Genomic DNA, 17,323 nt, shown 5'->3' on the forward strand with positions numbered 1-17,323 from the left:
ATGAAACAACTGCTGATGCTACTGCTGGGTTTGCTGCTCGTGAGCCGCGCCCACGCCCACGGGGGCGAAGACCACGGCGAGGGAGCCCAAGCCGGCACGCCCGCCGGGGCCACCTCCTTTTCCGTGGCGGCCCTGTCCGAACAGTTTGAAGTGCTGCTGCGCTACGAGCCACTGGAAGGCGGCCAGCCCGCTGACCTACGCCTGTTCCTGTCCGACTACGCCACCAACGCCCCCATTAAGGGCGCCAAGCTGACCCTGACCAACCCGGAAGACGCGAACCTGAAGTGGGCGGTGACGGAGCAGGAACCCGGCATTTACCTGGTGGAAGGGGAGTTTCCGGCCAACAAGACCTACAGCTTCACGGCCAACATCGTGGCCGGGGAGCAAGCGGATCTGCTGCTGCTCGAAGGCATTAAGGTCGGCCAAAAGCTGCCCGTAGCCGCTGCCGCGCCGGTGGCCACCTCCCCGTTTTCCTCCTGGAAAACCGTGCTGGCCCTGGTGGGCGCCTTTGCCCTCGGCATTGGCCTGACGGCCCTGCTGCTGCGCCGCCGCCCGCGCCGCGCCGAAGAGTCCCTTTCCACGCCTACACCTGCTGTCTATGAAAACCAAGCATAAATTCCTCGCCGCCGCGGCCGCCACCACGCTGGTGCTCTCCGTGCTGTTGCCCCCACCCGCCGCGGTGCTCGGCCACGGGGGAGAAGACCACGGGGCCGCCGCCCCCGCAAGCCCCGGCCTGGCCCTCACCGATGAGGTGCTGCTGCCCAAGGAAAGCCAGTTTCTGTTCAAGGTAGGCACCAGCCTGGCCAGCTTCTCGCAAACCTACAGCCGGGCCACGCTCTACGGCACGGTCTCGGCCGCCGCCGGCGGCGAAGGGCCGATTGTGGTGCCCCAAACGGGCCGCATTGTCAGCCTCCCCGCCCGGGTGGGCCAGCAAGTGCGGGCCGGGCAGACGCTGGCCGTCATCGAGCAAACCCTGGCCGCGACCGAGCAGATCGGGCTCAGCACGGAGCGGGCCAACGCCCAGGCCGAGCTGCGCGCGGCTCAGCAGGAGTACGCCCGCCTGCAAAGCATTGCCGACATCGCCGCCCGCAAGGACGTGGTGGCCGCCGAGCTGCGCCTGCGCCAGGCCCGGCAGAACGCCAGCATTTACAACGACCAGGCCAGCAACCGCCGCGTGTCTATCCTCTCGCCCATCAGCGGCACGGTGGACGTTTTCTCGCTGGCCGTGGGCCAGCAAGTAAACCAGGGGGATGAGCTCTTCCGCGTCATCAACCCCAGCAAGCTGCGGGTCGAAGCCCAGGTGTTTGCCCAGGATATGGCCAAGGTGTCGCCCGGGGCGAAGTTCCGGGTGGAAGGCCTGCAGGGCCAGGCCGGGGTAGCGGCCCGCCTGGTGGTGTTCAGCAACGTGGTGAACCCCGTGAATCAAGCCCGACAGCTGGTGCTCGAACTCGACGGCGCGGCCGGCAGCGCCTACCGCGCGGGCCAGGCCGTGAACGTGCAGGTAGTCGGCCAAAGTGGCGGCAGCGAGCCCCAGCTGGTGGTGCCTACCTCGGCCGTCACCGACCTGAACGGCAAGCCCGTGGTGTTCGTGCACACCGCGCCCGAGCGCTTTAAGATTCAGTACGTGCAGCCCGGCGCCGTCAACGGCGAGCAGACCGTGCTAACCCAGGGGGAGGTCAACGAAAATGACCGGGTCGTCACCACGGGCACCTACCAGCTCAAATCCATTTACCTCAACCAGTAATCTATCAGCCCCCACCGGGGGCCTTCTCTTCCCCGCCCATGAAAGATATTCTTGCCTTCGCGGCGCTGACCGCTACCCTCTCTGTTGCCACCCAATCTGCGCAGGCGCAGACCACCCCGGCCGCTGTGGCCTCTGTCCCCGGGTCCGCGGCTGACGAGGCCGCCGTCAAAACGACACTGACCAAGTACCAACAGGCCGTGCAGAAGCTGGACACCACGGGCACCCACCGCCTGTTCACGGCCAACTCGCAGGTGTTCGAGTCGGGGGGCGTGGAAGGCACCTACCAACACTACGCCGCCCACCACCTGGCGCCGGAGCTGAAGGAGTTCAAGGCCTTCACCTTCAGCGACTACAAAGCCGCGGTGCAGGTGGATGGCCCCTACGCCTTCGCCACGGAAACTTACACCTATACCATCAACCTGAAACCCGATCCCAAGGAGAAGGAAGCCAAGGCGCCCATCGTCCGCCGCGGGGTGGCCACGTCCGTGTTGCGCAAGAACGCCACCGGCCAGTGGCAAATCATGACCACCCACTCCTCAGCTCGCACCCCTCGCCCCAAAAAATAGGGCGGAACCGGCCGACCGCAACCCCCGCAGCACCTCCCCATTTCCTGGGCTTACCCGAAGGGCCGGCACCCCGCCGCCTTCTTTTGCGCTAACCACCGATGCTTGATAAGATAATTCGCTTTGCCCTGCAGAACCGCCTGCTCATGCTGACCTTCGCCGTGGGCCTGCTTTTGGCTGGGGCGTACACGGCCCAGCAGCTGCCCGTGGACGTGCTGCCTGACTTGGACCGTCCCCGCGTGACCGTCTTCCTCGAATCCCCGGGCATGGCCCCCGAGGAAGTGGAGGCGCTGGTGACGCTGCCCGTGGAAACGGCCCTGAACGGGGCCACCGGCGTGTCGGCCGTGCGCTCAAACTCGGCCATCGGCCTGGGCATGGTGTTCGTGGAGTTCGACTACGGCACGGACATCTTCACCGCCCGCCAGATCGTCAGCGAAAAGCTGCAGACCGTGGGCGAGCAGCTGCCCACGGGCATCACGCCGGTGCTGGGCCCTATCTCCTCGGTGATGGGCCAGATCATGCTCGTGGGGCTGTCGGGAGGCAAGGAAACGAACGCGGCCGACTTGCGCACCCTGGCCAACTACACCGTGCGCCAGCGCCTGCTCAGCATCCCCGGCGTGGCCCAGGTCATCCCCATTGGCGGCGACAACCTGCAGTACCAGGTGCTGCTGGATATGGCCCGCCTGAACGCGACGGGCATCACCGTCAACCAGGTGGAGGACGCGCTGCGCAACTCCAACCTGAACACCACCGGCAACTTCTTCGACCGCAACGGCTCGGAGGTGCTCATCCGCAACCTGGGCCGCCTGCGCTCGGTCACGGACATTGAAAACATCATCGTGGGCTACCGCGAGCAGTCACCGGTGCGCGTGGTCGACATCGCCCGCGTAGAGTTCGGCGCCCGCTTCAAGCGCGGGGACGGCAGCGTGAACGGCAAGCCGGCCGTGATTCTGAGCATCGAGAAGCAGCCGGGTGCGGCCACCGTGGGCCTGACCGAGGCCGTGGAAAAAGCGCTGGTGGAGCTCAAGCCCTCCCTGCCTAAGGATGTGCAGGTAAACACCCGCCTGTTCAAGCAGTCGGAGTTTATTGAGTCGTCGATCACCAACGTGGAGGAAGCCCTGCGCGACGGCGCCATCCTGGTGATCATTGTGCTGTTTGCCTTTTTGCTCAACGTGCGCACCACCTTCATCTCGCTGGTGGCGATTCCCCTCTCGCTGCTGGTGACGGCGCTCGTGTTCCGGGCGGCGGGCATCTCCATCAACACCATGACCCTGGGTGGGCTGGCCATTGCCATCGGCGAGCTCGTGGATGATGCCATCGTGGACGTGGAAAACGTGTACCGGCGCCTGCGCGAAAACCGGCAGCTACCCAAGCCGCGTCCAGTGCTGAAAGTCATCTACGCCGCCAGCTCGGAGGTGCGCAACTCCATCGTGTACGCCACCATCATCGTGGTGCTCGTGTTCCTGCCCCTGTTTGCCCTGGAGGGCATGGAAGGGCGCATTTTCGCGCCCCTGGGCATCGCCTACATCACCAGCATCGTGGCCTCGCTGTTCGTCTCGCTCACCATCACGCCCGTGCTCTGCTACTACCTGCTGCCGAAGATGAAGCAGATGGACCACCCCGAAACCGACGGGGGCCTGGTGCGCTGGCTCAAGAAAAAGGATACCCGCCTGCTGGGGTGGGGCTTGCAGCACCCCAAGCTGGTGCTCACCTCCACCGCGTTGCTCTTTGTGATGGCGGCGGCCATGGTGCCCTTCTTCGGCACCGAGTTTTTGCCGCCCTTCAACGAGGGCTCGCTGACGGTGAACTTCTCCGCGCCCGCCGGCACCTCCCTCACCGAGTCCAACCGCCTGGGCACCATCGGCGAGGAGCAGATGCTCAAGATTCCGGAGGTGGCCTATACGGCGCGCCGCACGGGCCGCGCTGAGCTCGACGAGCACGCCGAGTCCGTCAACAACTCGGAAATCGAGGTGGCCTTCAAAACCGAGGAGGAGCTGGAAAAGGAAGGCCGCGAGATGCGCAGCCGGGACGAGATCCTGGCCGACATGCGCGACAAGCTCAGCCTGATCACCGGCGTGAACGTCAACATCGGCCAGCCCATCTCCCACCGCCTGGACCACCTGCTCTCGGGCGTGCGGGCCCAGGTCGCCATCAAGGTGTTTGGCAACGACCTGCTGGAGCTGCGCCGCTACGCCAATGAGATCCGCGCCGCGGCCGCCACGGTGCCGGGCGTGGTCGATCTGCAAGTGGAAAAGCAGGTGCAGATCCCCCAGCTGCTCATCCGCCCCCGCGAGGACGCCCTGCGCGCCTACGGCATGGAGCGGGGCGAAGTGGTGCAGGACCTGGAAACGCTCTTTCAGGGCGCCGTGGTGTCGCAGATGCTTAACGGCCAGCAGCGCTTTGACTTGATCGTCAAGCTGCCCGAAAACCAGCGCAACGACCTGACCGCCATCGGCCAGACCCGCATTGAAACGCCCACCGGGGCGCTGATCCCCGTCAGTCAGGTGGCCGACATTCTCTACGAGCCCGGCCCCAACACCGTCAACCACGAAAACACCCAGCGCCGCATTACCATCTCCCTGAACGTGGCCGAGCGCGACCTGGGCTCCACCGTGAAAGAGATTCAGCAGAAAGTCAGCCAGCAGGTCAAGCTGCCGGCGGGCTACTACCTGACCTACGGCGGGCAGTTTGAGAGCCAGCAGTCGGCCTCCCAGAAGATCCTGTGGCTGAGCTTGTTTTCGCTGGCCGGCATTTTCCTGGTGCTCTACTCGCACTTCAAGTCCACCTACATGGTCGGCCAGATCATGCTCAACATTCCCCTGGCCCTGATTGGCTCGGTGGTGGCAGTCCTGCTCACGGGGGGCACGTTCAGCATCGCCTCGCTGGTAGGCTTTATCACGCTCACCGGCATTGCCTCGCGCAACGGCATCATGATGATATCCCACTACATCCACCTCGTGGAGCACGAGGGCGAGAAGTTCGGCCGGCGCATGATTGTGCGCGGCTCGTTGGAGCGTCTGGTGCCCGTGCTGATGACGGCCCTGGTAGCAGCCCTGGCCCTGGTGCCGCTGACGCTGGCCAAGGACGCGCCGGGCAAGGAAATCCTGTATCCGGTGGCTACCGTGATTCTGGGCGGCCTGCTCTCCTCGACGTTCCTGGACATCATCGTCACACCCGTCGTGTTCTGGCTGGTGGGCGAGAAGGCCCTAGCCCAATACTTTGCTTCCCACCAGGAAGTGAGCCTCGACGACCACCCCCAGGAGTTGGATGCCCAGCCGCTGACGCCGGCCGGGGACCGCAATCCGGTACTGCCCGTGCGCTAAGGGATGCTCCACGCTTTTCTCCATATCACGGTGCCTGGCCTCGTCGCCCTGGGATTTTACCGGCCCCACTGGCGGCGGGTCTGGCTGGTGCTGGCCGCGGCCTTGCTGCTCGACCTGGACCACCTGTGGGCCACGCCCTTCTACGACCCGGACCGCTGCAGCATCAACTTCCACACCTTCCACACCTACTGGGCCATCGGCGGCTACGGGCTGCTGCTCGTGCCCGCCCGCACCCGGGTGTGGGCCGTGGGCTTTCTGCTGCACATGGGGCTGGACTACATCGAGTGCTGGCAACGCGGCATCTACCTGCCTTAACGCCGCGCACTAATGGTCCCTTACCCCGATGCTGCTTCGCCTACCACTGTGCTCTACATCAAGCACATGGTGTGCGCGCGCGGCATTCGGGTGGTGCGCCAGGAGTTGGAAGGGCTGGGCCTGCAGGTGCTCGACGTGCGGCTGGGCGCCGCTACGGTCGCCGGCCCGGCGGAAGCGGTGGACTGGCCCCGGGTGCGGGCCGCGCTGGAAGCGGCCCGGTTCGCGCTGCTTGAAACCTGGCACCAGACGCTGGTGGAACGAGTGAGCGGAGCGGTAAACCGGCGGCTGCGTCAACCGGGGGAGGTGCTGCGGCACCGGGCCTTTGGGGCGGCCGTGGCCCAGGAGCTGGGGTTGTCGTATCCGCAGCTTAGCGCGGCCTTTGCCCGGCTGGGCACCGGCCAAACCCTGGCGGGTTTCCTCCTCGGCGAACGCCTGGCCTATGCTCAGGAGCTGCTGGCCTCGTCGGACCTCGGCGTGGGCCTCATTGCCCGGCGGCTGGGGTACAGCAGCCTGGCTCACTTCTCCGGTCAGTTCCGGCGCCTGACCCGCTGTTCGCCTTCCACGTACCGCCGGCTGCAGCAGGCCGAGGTGGGCCTTGATTGAAAGTTTGGTTTAAATATTACATGGGTTTAATTGGGTTGAATTCTCCAGCAGCCGTTACCATCGAAGCAGCATAGCTCTCTGAAATGGGTCTGGCTATCTTTAGAATTCACTCCAGCTAAGAGGCATGAGGCCTGGTAGGCAGGTCGTACTCGTTTGCAGCGCTCTGATTTTTCAGTGTTAGGTCAGGTAGGTAAACCGTGTACCTTCGTTACGGCTACGAGCTTTCTTGACTTATAACTATGCCAGTTGCACTAGATGTAGGGCTCCTCTTCCATGCGCTGCCCACACCCTACATGCTGCTCTCACCGGCCTTGGTGATTGAAGCCGCCAGTGACGCCTACCTGCGGGCCACGCTGACGAAGCGGGAGCGCCTGGTAGGGCAGTACCTGTTTGATGCCTTCCCCGACAACCCGCTCTCGCCCGAGGCTCAGAGTGTGCATAACCTGCGCGCTTCGCTCACGCAGGTGCTCGTCACCGGGCAGCCGCACGAGATGGCCCCCCAGCACTACGATGTGCCCGACCCCGAGCGCCCCGGCAAGTTCGTCGAGCGCCACTGGCACCCGCTCAATACCCCGCTACTGGATCCGCAGGGCCGGGTACTCTACATACTCCATTCCGCGCGCGACGTCACGGCCGAAGTGCAGGCCCAAGTGCACCTGCGCGCAAGCCATGCCGCCGATCAGCACGCCCGCGCCGAGGCCGAGCGCCAGGCCGCCGAGCGCCTGACGTTCTACCGGGTGTTTGAGCAAACCCCTGCGCTCGTGGCCTTGCTGCGCGACCCTGGCCACCGCTTCGAGTACGTTAACCCCGCCTACCAGGCCTTGTTCCCCGGCCGCCAACTCGTAGGCCTCGACCTGGCCGTGGCGGTGCCCGAGCTACAAGACCAAGGATTTGGGGACCTGCTGGACCGCGTGTACCAGACCAGCGAGACCTACTTTGGTCAGGAGATGCCCTTCACGGCGCAGCCCCCGCCCGGGCAGCCGCCGCGCCGCGCCTACTACAACTTCACCTACCAGGCCTACCGGGAAAACGGTCAGGTAGCGGGCATCTCCATTTTTGCCTACGACGTGACCGAGCAGGTGCTGGCACGCCAGGAACGCGCCGCGCAGCAGCGGCAGTTGCAGGACGTGTTCGAACAGGCGCCGGTCGCCATTTTCGTGGTACGCGGGGAAGAGTACATCTTCGACGTCGTGAACCCCAGCATGGGGCAGATGTTGGGCAGCACGCCAGACCAAATACTGGGTCAACGTTACTTCGACCTGCTCCCGGCCCTGGCCGACCAAGGCTACCGCGACCTGCTCGCGCAGATCTGGCACTCGGGCCAGGAGTACGTGGCCCACGAGCAGGCGGCGCAGCTGCCCCACCATCGCGACGGGGAACCGGGCTATTATAACTTCAGCTACGTGCCCCTGCGCAATGCCGAAGGACGTACCACCAGCATTATGTGCGTGGCCGTAGACGTCACCGCCCAAGTACGGGCCCGCCAGCAGGTGCAGGACTTAAATGAAGAACTAGCGGCCATTAACGAGGAGTTGCAAGTCACCAACGAGGAGCTGAACCAAAGCAACACGCAGCTCACGCGCACCAACGTGGACCTGGATACGTTCGTCTACACGGCCTCGCACGACTTGAAAGCGCCCATCACCAACATCGAAAGCATTGTCCTGGCTTTGCGCGAGACGCTACCGGCCGCCGTGCAGCACGACGAGATGGTGGCCCACCTGCTGGCGCTGCTGGACAAAACAATCGCCCGCTTCCAGGTGACCATCACTCAGCTCACCGATATGACCCGGCTGCAACTGGCCCACACCGGTCCCGTCGAACCGGTGGTGCTGGCCCAGGTGGTGGAGGATGTCCGCCTGGATTTAACCCCCCTACTCCTGGCCGCCCAGACCCAGCTCACCGTGGACCTGACGCCGGAGTTGGTCGTGTCCTTCGCCCCGGCCAATCTGCGGAGCGTGGTCTACAATCTGCTTAGTAACGCCATCAAGTATCGGGCACCCGACCGGCCTTCGGTGGTGCTGGTGCGCGCCGCGCAAACGCCCAATGGAGTGGTGCTGGCAGTGCAAGACAATGGTTTGGGCATGAGCGAGGTGCAGCAGCGCCAACTCTTCGGCCTGTTCCAACGGTTGCATACGCACGTGGAAGGCACGGGCGTGGGTCTCTACATCAGCAAGCGCCTGGTGGAGAATGCGGGCGGCACCATTTCGGTGCAGAGTCAGCCCCATCAGGGCACGACCTTCACCGTCACCTTTCCTGCCTAAGCGCCTTTTCTTCTTTTGCTCTATGCCGCCGTTAACTACCGTGCTCCTAGTCGATGACGACAGCACCACCAATTTCCTCAACAAACTGTTGCTGACCCGGATGGGGGTAGCGGAGCAGGTGCTGCTCGCCGAGAATGGCGAGCAGGCCTTGCGCACCATCGTGCAGACCTGCTCGGCGCCGGCCGCCGCGCCCTGCCCGCAGTTAATCCTGCTGGATATGAACATGCCTGTCATGAACGGGCTGGCCTTTCTCGAAGCGTACGCGCAGCTGCCCCGGGACCAGCAGTCAGCCATTGTCATCATTATGCTTACTACCTCGCTCCACCCCCTGGACTTGGGACGTGTCCAGCGACAGCCCATTGCTGGCTTTCTGAGCAAACCGTTGACCAAGGAAAAGGTCACCGCTATTCTAGCCGAGCATTTCCCGGCTCCCGGGTAGGGGGAAGATCTTCCCTCCACGATTCACGCGGGTTTTCCCCTGCGCCGACTGACTACCAGTTCCCCCTGCTAAGAAGGGAAATGTAACAGTTGGACCAAACTTGTAACCAAGGCCGAAGTGGTGCCAGTTACGGTGGAGAAATCCCAAAATCATGCAAGGGAAGGGATGTAATATATAAAACCGCAGATAGCAGGGGGGGTATACCTATATAGCGGCCCGGTTGGGTTGCCTTATCTGTTCACCTAACCCTCTTTCCTATGCACAATCAGAATCAAAGCCTCCTCGCTGCCCTCAACGCCTGTATCGCTGCCTGCGAGCACTGCGCCACCGCCTGCCTGCAAGAGCAGGACGTGAAGATGATGGCCCGCTGTATTCAGCTGGACCGCGACTGCGCCGATATTTGTGCCCTGACTGCCCGCTTCGTGGCCCGTGGATCCGAGCACGCCCAACACCTGCTGCAACTCTGTGCTCAAATCTGTCATGCCTGCGGAGTGGAATGTGCCCAGCACGGCGAGCACCACGACCATTGTCGTATGTGCGCTGAGGCCTGCAAGCAGTGCGAAGAAGCCTGTTTGGCCGGCGTAACCGCTTAGTCGGGTTTCCGTTGCTGAAAAGCCGGCTTGTAGCATTACAGGCCGGCTTCCGCATTTCTGCCGGCCGGGAATTTAAGCACGTTTGCGACGCAATTCTATACGGCTACCCACCCCGGGGGTCGGTAGCTTTACTACTTATTTCCCGCCTCTCAATTCCCATCCCATGTCATTCTCCCCGCCGCTGCGCAAGCTCGTGCTCACGGCTCACATTACCTTTTCCGTGGGCTGGCTGGGGGCCGTCGCTGCCTTTCTGGCCTTGGCCATCGCGGGCCTAGTCAGCTCGGACCCGCAGTTGGTGCGAGCGGCCTACCTGGCCATGGGCCTGAGCGGCTGGTTTGTCATCGTACCCTCCAACCTGGGCGCGCTCGCAACGGGGGTGGCGCAGGCCCTGGGTACCCCCTGGGGATTATTTAAGCACTACTGGGTGCTGGTCAAGCTGGTGCTCACGGTGGGGGCCACGCTGCTATTGCTGCTGCACATGCAACCCGTGACCTATCTAGCGGACGTAGCCGCGAAAACGGACCTGTCCGCCACCGATCTGCGCGGGCTGCGCCTGCAGCTCTTGGCTGACGCCGCGGCCGCGCTAGTGGTGCTGCTCACGGCCACGGCTATTTCCGTTTATAAGCCCTGGGGCCGCATCGGTCAGTGGCGACAAGCAAGGCGCGATCGGGTAGAACGAGGGTTGCCCGCGTCGGCGGGACCCACCCCCTGGAGTCGTTACCTGCTGCTGATCCTGCTGGCGCTGGGCCTACTTTTTGTTCTTGGCAAGCACCTGCTAAGCGGGGGCATGGGCCACCATTAAAGGTACTGGTTACTGGTACCAGCGCGGGGAGTAGACTTCAAATCATGCAAGCCAGAAGCCTAATTCTGTACCCCTTCCCGGGCACGGGCCGCTACTTTTGGGTGTTTTAATCCCGAACCCGCCCGCCTTGGGCGCTACTCATTTCTTCTTATGAAAACGCTCCAATTCAAAACCAACATCAATTGCGGCGGCTGCATCAAGGCCGTGACGCCCACCCTTAATGGTGAGAAGGCCATCACCTCCTGGCAGGTGGACACGACCAACCCCAATAAGGTGCTCACCGTGACCGGCGACGTCACCGAAGAGCAGGTACTGGCGCTCGTGGAAGATGCCGGCTTCAAGGCTCAAAAAGCCTAATTACTTTCTTTATCATTACCCACGGCGTACGGACCGTGGCTAGTTGTACCATCCCGCGGCCGTACCGGCGGGCTCACCCTAACCACTCGAACCGATGAAACGCAAAATGATGATGTTCGGCGCTGCGGCGCTGCTCTCCGGTGGCGCCCTGTTTGGCTTTACCAACCCCGCGCCTACCGCCGCGGACTGCCCGCTAAAAGGCACGCCCGATTGCCCGCTGGTAGAGAACTGCGCCCAGGCCGGTACGCCGGCCTGCGCGACCGGTGCCCCTGACTGCTGCGCTGCCAAGTAAGCTGATTTTGCTCGTTGTAAACGCCTGGCCCTGCGGCCGGGCGTTTTTCGTTTTAGCGGCCCACCAAAGCCGCTCAAAGCCGAGTCCGGCACGCTTAGCCGTCAACCATTCTGCTTGAAATTATGCAACCGGGCGACCCTGTGCATGCAAACATTGGGGAGAGTTGACCACGTATGGAAGCACAAGGAAAAGCACCGACCACTTGGCTAGAACTGGCGGTCAGCGCTTCTCTCCCTCGCCCTTCGGGATGTGTCCCCCGCGCTGCTGCTTGCGGTGAGCCGGGGTTTTCTCGTGTACCAGCCTTATTCCATTCGGCTCTATGTTTTCAGATTTTCCCAATCTGCACCCCTTGGTGGTGCACGTGCCCATCGTTCTGATTATGCTAGCGGCCGCCCTGCAGGGCCTGCTGGTGTATCGCGACTGGCCCCCGGTGCGCTGGATAACGCTGGGTATCATGGCCGGCGGCTTTGCCGGGGCCCTGGCGGCTAGCACGGTGTTCCACGCGGCGGCGGCTGGTTTGTCGCCCCGGGCGGCGGCGGTGTACGCGGCCCACGAGCAGTACGCGGGCTATACCCTGTGGCTCTCGGGCATCACCCTGCTGCTGGCCGGCGTAGGCCGATACTTTAAGATTGAGCGCCGGTCCTACGAAGGGCTGGTGCTGGTTGTGGCTGTGGCCGCGGCCGGCGTGCTCTCCGTGGCCGGCCACCGGGGTGCCCAGTTAGTTTACGTAGAGGGTGTGGGGCCCCAGGGCAACCTGCTCGATAAAAGCCACGGCCACGGGGGCGAGGAAGCCATGCCCGCCATGGACATGCCGGCGCCCGGCACCGACGCGCCCCACCTGGATCCTGTACCGCACGAGCCGCCGCCCGCAGGCCCGTCGGCCAGCGGCTCGCCCAACCAGGCCCAACCCAGAATGGAGGGCATGAACATGCCCCCTCAACCGCGCGGCGGCCAACCCTCGCGGGCCCCGGCGGCCGAGACCCCGCGGCCAGGGGCCATGGCGGATATGCCGGGGATGAACATGCCCGGCATGAGCACGCCGCGTTCCTCCGCCCCGGCCCCCGGCCGTAAAGCACAGCCCGCCCCGATGGATATGAGCAACATGCCGGGCATGGACATGGGCCCCCCCCGCTCTAAAAATACGCCCCGGAATCAGCCCGCCATGGGCAATATGGGTACGATGAAGGGCATGGAGAACATGCCCGGCATGCCGCCCGCCGGCGGTCAAAAGCCCGCCACGACCCGCCAGTCCATGAACGACATGCCGGGCATGCCGGGCATGAAAAAGGGCGAATCCATGCCTAGTATGGGCGACATGAAGGGAATGGAAGGGAAGGGCGCGGGGACAATGCCGGGCATGGCGATGCCCAGTCCCCTGGACAAGTTTCGCTTCGAGGACAACAACCCCGCGCGCAACCAACCCAAAAGTAATAACTAATTGACAATGAGAATACTCTTTCTACTGGGTGCGCTGCTGGCTACCTTGTCCGCCTGGGCGCAAAGCATGCCGGGCATGCGCATGACTAAGGGCGCCGAGCCCCACCTGACCCAGTCCGCCCCCCCCGCCGCCGAACTGCGGGGCAACGTCGTGACGCCCCGCAGCAGCTACGTGGGCAAGCGCGTGGAATATGACTTGTACGTCGACGAGCGCCTGGTCAACTTCACCGGCCGCACCCGCCACGCCATGGGCATCAACGGCCAGATACCGGCCCCCACGCTCACCTTCAACGAGGGCGACACGGCCGTCATCCGGGTGCACAACCAGATGGCTATGGAAACCTCCGTCCACTGGCACGGCCTGCTGCTGCCCAACGAGGAAGACGGCGTGCCCTACCTCAACACGGCCCCCATCGAGCCGGGCACCACCCACACGTTCACGTTTCCTCTGATTCAGAGCGGCACCTACTGGTACCATTCCCACACCATGCTGCAGGAGCAGTCCGGACTCTACGGCTCCATCGTCATCCACCCCAAGCGGATTCCCCACGAGCTGAAGGAGTACGTGCTGGTGCTCTCCGACTGGACCGACCACAAGCCCAAGGAAGTGCTGCGCTACCTCAAGCGCGCGGGCGAATGGTTTGCCGTGCAGAAAGGCGCCACCCAGAGCTACGGGGAGGCCCTGGCCGCCGGCTACTTCAAGGACAAGCTTAAGCAGGAGTGGGGCCGCATGCCGGCCATGGACCTGACGGACATCTACTACAACAAGTTTCTGACTAACGGGCAGGAAAAGGGCTATTTCAAGGACGCCAAGCCCGGGGAGGTGGTGCGACTGCGCGTCATCAACGGCAGCGCCTCCTCGTATTTCTACCTCCAGTACGCCGGTGGTCCCATGCAGGTGATTGCCGCCGACGGCATCAACGTGGAGCCCTTTCCGGTCACCAAGCTCGAAATTGCCACGGCCGAAACCTACGACCTGCTGGTGAGTGTGCCCGCGATGGGCGCGGCCGAGTTCCGGGCTACGGCCAACGACATCACGGGCTACACCTCCACCTACATCGGGGAGGGCGAGCCGATGAAAGCGCCGGACCTGCCCCGCATCAACTACTTCCAGATGATGCGCGAAATGGGCAGCATGGAAGGCATGAGCGGCATGGACATGGGCGGGGCCGGCATGACCAAGCAGCAGCAGGGCAGTGGGGAAATGACAGGCATGGACATGTCGGGCCAGCCGGGCCAGAAGCCGGCTAGTGGCTCGCAGATGCCGGGCATGGACATGCAGCACGGCGCGGCGCCCGCCACCACGGCGCCCTCGCCGCAGAACCGGCCCGCGAATACCCAGGAAAAAGCCGGCAAGAGCATGGGCAGCATGCAGGACATGGGCAGCATGGCGGGCATGGACATGGGGGGCAGCACCGGCGACTTCAACTACAACCAGCTGCGGGCCCTCAACCCCACCACGCTCGACTCCACCCAGGCGTGGCGGGAAATCAACCTGACCCTGACCGGCAACATGCTGCGCTACGTGTGGTCGTTCGACAACAAGACCCTGTCCGAGGCCGACAAGATTCCCATCCGCAAGGGCGAAAACGTGCGCATGACCTTCACCAACACCACCATGATGCGCCACCCGCTGCACCTGCACGGGCACTTTTTCCGGCTCGTCAACGCCCAGGGCGCCTACTCGCCGATGAAGCACACCTTCGACATTCAGTCCATGGGCAAGGTCACTATCGAGTTCGACGCCAATGAGGAGCAGGACTGGTTTTTCCACTGCCACATCCTCTACCACATGATGGCCGGCATGGCCCGCGTCATCAGCTACGAAGGCTCCCCGCAAAACGAATTTGCCCGCACCGACTACAAGGTGCTGAAAAAGGAAGACAACCGGCCCTACCTCTGGGCCGACCTGATGGCGCACTCGCAAGGCACTTTTCTGGAAACTACCCTCTCCAACAACCGCCACGCGCTGGAATTCGAGGGCCGGGTGAACTACCAGGGTAACTTCGAAACCGAAACCCACCTGCTGCGCTACCTCGACAACCGGCAGTTTCTCGCCGCGTTCGTCGGCTTCGACTACCGCAACAACCGCACGCTGCTCGCGGAAGGCGAACGCAACACCAAAAACAACCGACGAGTGTTCGACGTGGGAGCCTATTACCTGCTGCCCCTGCTCGTGCGCTCGGAGCTGCGCCTGGACAGCAACGGCCAGGTGCGCCTGCAGCTGGAACGCACGGACCTGCCCCTGAGCAACAACTTCTTCGCCGACCTGCTGGTGAACACGGACCGGGAGTATAACCTCACCTTTCGCTACCTGGTCAGCAAGTACGTGTCGTTGAGCACCAACTACGACAGCGACTACAAGTGGGGGGCCGGCCTGACGATTCACTACTAATCCGGCCTATCATAGTCCAGCCTATGCTGCCCTTGTCTGTTGTCCGCCGCCTCCTGTCCGTCGCCGCCGGCCTGGTCCTGGCATTAACCGGTTGCCGGTCCTCCGCTATTGTCCCTACGTTTTCAGATACGGGCAAGTACCACCCTTCGCGGCCGGTACCTCGCGTCGACACGACGACGGCCGTCACCGCCCAGGAGTACCGCACCACCCTGCCCAGGCGGGTAAAGGCGGAAGGGCGGCCCCAAGTCGCGGACACGCGGGACCACGTGCGCAGGGAGAAAAAGGAGCCAGCGGGCGAGCCAGGCCGCCGGTATGCCAGAGCAACGCCCGGGGATACCGTGCGTAGCGCTACCCGGCCGGTGGCCCCGCGCGAGCCCCGCCAGTACGCCTCCCCCACGTTATTCAGTGCCCAAACGCTGGTGCATTATGGCCTGCACTTTGTTTTCCCAGTCGTGTTGGCGCTGGTGTTTTTCCCCTTGGTGTGGCAAACCGCTTACCTGATTATGTTGGCCACGATGGCCATCGACTTGGACCACCTGCTGGCCAAACCCATTTTCGACCCGTTGCGCTGCAGCATCGGGTATCACCCGTTGCACTCCTTTTATGCCATCCCCGTGTATGCGCTACTGCTCCTGCTGCCGGCGACGCAAATGGTCGCCGTGGGGCTGCTGTTCCACCTTTTCACTGACACGGTGGACTGCTTATGGAACTTCAGCCATTGCCGCGAGTGCTACCTCAACTCTCGTATTTATGCCTTGCGCAACTGGGTGCGGAAGCTACTGGGCCGTGAAGTAGCTGAGTAAGTTAGAGTAGCGGAGAAGGTTAAGTAGAAGGAGCACTTCTACGTGCTCGTTTACGACCACTGAGTAGGTACCAGAAGTGGGTCCGTGGAAATTATGCAAGTCATAGTTAAGCTTGGCGTGGCACTCGACTGGTGTAACAAACCCAAGCCCCAAGCAGTAACATTGGTTAACGTAATGTGAGTTATAAGAGTGGACTTGGAATAATTATTAGCTCCTAGCACCATTCTGGGCACTCAAGATTAGCCCATTTCCAGTTTGAAGCACTAGTTTTAGATCGGCCTAAGCGAGAAGAGGAGAAAACGTATCGCCTGCCTTGCTTTTCGCTCTGGCGGGCCATCCCCTCTTATCGATATCGTATCCCTAGCAGACGACCGATCCTGGCTGGGTGGTCGTTTCCTTCTTTTTAGTTTGTGGCCCGTATTTCTCCCTCTAGTTCTCGCTTCTGGCTTAGTCTGGTTCTGCTGCTCTCTACTGGCGCTTGCCTCACTGCTCAAACCCCGGCCCCGCGTCCCTTAGCGGAGCTAATCAATCAGCAAGAGCCTGGGTGGGCGCTCGTTTCGCAGTGGCTGCGCGAAGCTAAAAACCCGGTGCAGGTGTTACCCAAAACCCCGGCGCGGGCCGATAGCACCTTGCTGGCGGCGCAAGTCACCACGCGCTCGCCCCTGGGTGCTATCATCTATGAAACCGGGGGGCTGCTGGTGGATGGCGGGTGGCTCCGGATCCTGGGCTCGGGCAGTCCGGCCCTGAATAGGACCCTGATGGAGTGGAACCAAGGCAAGCCAGCGGGTATGCTGCTGATTGCCGACGATGTTATAAAGGCGAGGCAACTTGGGAAACTTGCTTTAAAAGCTTTTTCGGTGTCAAGGATGAATATGGTTTTCTAGGGGTCACATTTTCGATGTTTCATTGCCTTCTCCTTGCAACAGGAAAGGGAATGTAGAAAAATAAAAAAAATGATTAGCTGGTTTTATGAGAAATAATTGGTTTCGAGGTTGTACATTTTTTTTGGCTGTAATACACGCAGTCGCGGTTCTTTCGTGCCAGAAGGGAGGCGATAAAATACCCGTTTCAATAAAGGCTAAAAGCAAAGCCCAGGAGGTGGTAGACTTATCTATAAAAGCTCACGGCGGCAAATTGTTTGATAAAATCTTGGTTCGCTTCACCTTCCGAGAAAGGCAGTATACCGCTTTTAGAAATGATGGCTTTTTTACCTATACAAGAGCTTTTAGAGATTCTTCTGGCCATGTGAAGGACGTGCTGCAGAACAACGGCTTTTACCGGGAAGTCAATGGCCAAAGGATTGACCTGTCAGAAGATAAAAAACGGGCCTACTCAAACTCTGTAAACTCTGTTATCTATTTTGCCTTATTGCCTTATGGTCTGAACGATGCCT

At 62.4% G+C, this 17,323-nt stretch carries 17 protein-coding genes; all 17 read left to right on the forward strand.

Going from position 1 to position 17,323, the window contains the following annotated elements; genetic code table 11:
- A complete protein-coding gene (locus tag IEW06_RS20070; protein WP_187734533.1) occupies positions 1–615 on the forward strand; it encodes a hypothetical protein in 615 nt (204 codons plus the stop codon).
- The gene (locus IEW06_RS20075; RefSeq protein ID WP_187734534.1) at positions 599–1,744 is read left to right on the forward strand and encodes an efflux RND transporter periplasmic adaptor subunit; all 1,146 of its coding nucleotides are present in this window, start codon (positions 599–601) and stop codon (positions 1,742–1,744) included. The genes IEW06_RS20070 and IEW06_RS20075 overlap by 17 nt, the downstream gene beginning before the upstream one ends.
- Before the next feature lie 38 nt (positions 1,745–1,782).
- Positions 1,783–2,310 (forward strand): YybH family protein, encoded by a 528-nt coding sequence (locus tag IEW06_RS20080; RefSeq protein WP_188548844.1) that lies wholly within the window; start codon positions 1,783–1,785, stop codon positions 2,308–2,310.
- 98 nt (positions 2,311–2,408) lie between these two features.
- On the forward strand, positions 2,409–5,630 hold the full coding sequence (locus tag IEW06_RS20085; RefSeq protein WP_187734537.1) for an efflux RND transporter permease subunit: 3,222 nt from the start codon (positions 2,409–2,411) through the stop codon (positions 5,628–5,630).
- A 3-nt stretch (positions 5,631–5,633) separates the two neighbouring features.
- Complete coding sequence (locus tag IEW06_RS20090) at positions 5,634–5,945, forward strand: DUF6122 family protein (RefSeq protein WP_187734538.1); 312 nt, start codon at positions 5,634–5,636, stop codon at positions 5,943–5,945.
- A gap of 48 nt (positions 5,946–5,993) precedes the next feature.
- The gene (locus IEW06_RS20095) at positions 5,994–6,548 is read left to right on the forward strand and encodes a helix-turn-helix transcriptional regulator (RefSeq protein WP_187734539.1); all 555 of its coding nucleotides are present in this window, start codon (positions 5,994–5,996) and stop codon (positions 6,546–6,548) included.
- Positions 6,549–6,787: 239 nt separating this feature from the next.
- Positions 6,788–8,812 (forward strand): PAS domain-containing sensor histidine kinase, encoded by a 2,025-nt coding sequence (locus tag IEW06_RS20100; RefSeq protein WP_187734540.1) that lies wholly within the window; start codon positions 6,788–6,790, stop codon positions 8,810–8,812.
- Positions 8,813–8,834: 22 nt separating this feature from the next.
- A complete protein-coding gene (locus tag IEW06_RS20105) occupies positions 8,835–9,251 on the forward strand; it encodes a response regulator (RefSeq protein WP_187734541.1) in 417 nt (138 codons plus the stop codon).
- Between the two features lie 257 nt (positions 9,252–9,508).
- Positions 9,509–9,844, forward strand: a complete 336-nt coding sequence (locus IEW06_RS20110; RefSeq protein ID WP_187734542.1) for a four-helix bundle copper-binding protein — start codon at positions 9,509–9,511, stop codon at positions 9,842–9,844.
- A gap of 163 nt (positions 9,845–10,007) precedes the next feature.
- Positions 10,008–10,646 carry a hypothetical protein gene (locus IEW06_RS20115; RefSeq protein WP_223285034.1) on the forward strand — a complete coding sequence of 213 codons (639 nt, stop codon included), beginning with the start codon at positions 10,008–10,010 and terminating at the stop codon, positions 10,644–10,646.
- Positions 10,647–10,796: 150 nt separating this feature from the next.
- Positions 10,797–11,003: a heavy-metal-associated domain-containing protein gene (locus IEW06_RS20120; RefSeq protein WP_187734543.1), complete on the forward strand. Its 207-nt coding sequence runs from the start codon at positions 10,797–10,799 to the stop codon at positions 11,001–11,003.
- 94 nt (positions 11,004–11,097) lie between these two features.
- Positions 11,098–11,295 (forward strand): hypothetical protein, encoded by a 198-nt coding sequence (locus IEW06_RS20125; RefSeq protein ID WP_187734544.1) that lies wholly within the window; start codon positions 11,098–11,100, stop codon positions 11,293–11,295.
- Positions 11,296–11,614: 319 nt separating this feature from the next.
- Positions 11,615–12,733, forward strand: a complete 1,119-nt coding sequence (locus tag IEW06_RS20130) for a DUF2231 domain-containing protein (protein WP_188548845.1) — start codon at positions 11,615–11,617, stop codon at positions 12,731–12,733.
- A 6-nt stretch (positions 12,734–12,739) separates the two neighbouring features.
- Complete coding sequence (locus tag IEW06_RS20135) at positions 12,740–15,127, forward strand: multicopper oxidase domain-containing protein (RefSeq protein ID WP_187734547.1); 2,388 nt, start codon at positions 12,740–12,742, stop codon at positions 15,125–15,127.
- 23 nt (positions 15,128–15,150) lie between these two features.
- A complete protein-coding gene (locus tag IEW06_RS20835) occupies positions 15,151–15,930 on the forward strand; it encodes a DUF6122 family protein (protein WP_229743192.1) in 780 nt (259 codons plus the stop codon).
- A gap of 410 nt (positions 15,931–16,340) precedes the next feature.
- Positions 16,341–16,814: a DUF2625 family protein gene (locus tag IEW06_RS20145; RefSeq protein WP_229743193.1), complete on the forward strand. Its 474-nt coding sequence runs from the start codon at positions 16,341–16,343 to the stop codon at positions 16,812–16,814.
- Positions 16,815–16,899: 85 nt separating this feature from the next.
- Positions 16,900–17,323 (forward strand): DUF6503 family protein (locus IEW06_RS20150; RefSeq protein WP_308422050.1); only part of this gene is annotated, 424 nt, incomplete at its 3' end.

Source organism: Hymenobacter qilianensis (genome assembly GCF_014638675.1).
Taxonomy (GTDB): domain Bacteria; phylum Bacteroidota; class Bacteroidia; order Cytophagales; family Hymenobacteraceae; genus Hymenobacter; species Hymenobacter qilianensis.

What these genes read in the sequence shown, in the direction of transcription:
- IEW06_RS20085 (WP_187734537.1), top strand. Translation starts at nt 2,409, where the DNA reads ATGCTTGATAAGATAATTCGCTTTGCCCTGCAGAACCGCCTGCTCATG.
- IEW06_RS20130 (WP_188548845.1), top strand. Translation starts at nt 11,615, where the DNA reads ATGTTTTCAGATTTTCCCAATCTGCACCCCTTGGTGGTGCACGTGCCC.
- IEW06_RS20135 (WP_187734547.1), top strand. Translation starts at nt 12,740, where the DNA reads ATGAGAATACTCTTTCTACTGGGTGCGCTGCTGGCTACCTTGTCCGCC.
- IEW06_RS20835 (WP_229743192.1), top strand. Translation starts at nt 15,151, where the DNA reads ATGCTGCCCTTGTCTGTTGTCCGCCGCCTCCTGTCCGTCGCCGCCGGC.
- IEW06_RS20080 (WP_188548844.1), top strand. Translation starts at nt 1,783, where the DNA reads ATGAAAGATATTCTTGCCTTCGCGGCGCTGACCGCTACCCTCTCTGTT.
- IEW06_RS20125 (WP_187734544.1), top strand. Translation starts at nt 11,098, where the DNA reads ATGAAACGCAAAATGATGATGTTCGGCGCTGCGGCGCTGCTCTCCGGT.
- IEW06_RS20115 (WP_223285034.1), top strand. Translation starts at nt 10,008, where the DNA reads ATGTCATTCTCCCCGCCGCTGCGCAAGCTCGTGCTCACGGCTCACATT.
- IEW06_RS20070 (WP_187734533.1), top strand. Translation starts at nt 1, where the DNA reads ATGAAACAACTGCTGATGCTACTGCTGGGTTTGCTGCTCGTGAGCCGC.
- IEW06_RS20075 (WP_187734534.1), top strand. Translation starts at nt 599, where the DNA reads ATGAAAACCAAGCATAAATTCCTCGCCGCCGCGGCCGCCACCACGCTG.
- IEW06_RS20120 (WP_187734543.1), top strand. Translation starts at nt 10,797, where the DNA reads ATGAAAACGCTCCAATTCAAAACCAACATCAATTGCGGCGGCTGCATC.
- IEW06_RS20110 (WP_187734542.1), top strand. Translation starts at nt 9,509, where the DNA reads ATGCACAATCAGAATCAAAGCCTCCTCGCTGCCCTCAACGCCTGTATC.
- IEW06_RS20100 (WP_187734540.1), top strand. Translation starts at nt 6,788, where the DNA reads ATGCCAGTTGCACTAGATGTAGGGCTCCTCTTCCATGCGCTGCCCACA.
- IEW06_RS20090 (WP_187734538.1), top strand. Translation starts at nt 5,634, where the DNA reads ATGCTCCACGCTTTTCTCCATATCACGGTGCCTGGCCTCGTCGCCCTG.
- IEW06_RS20105 (WP_187734541.1), top strand. Translation starts at nt 8,835, where the DNA reads ATGCCGCCGTTAACTACCGTGCTCCTAGTCGATGACGACAGCACCACC.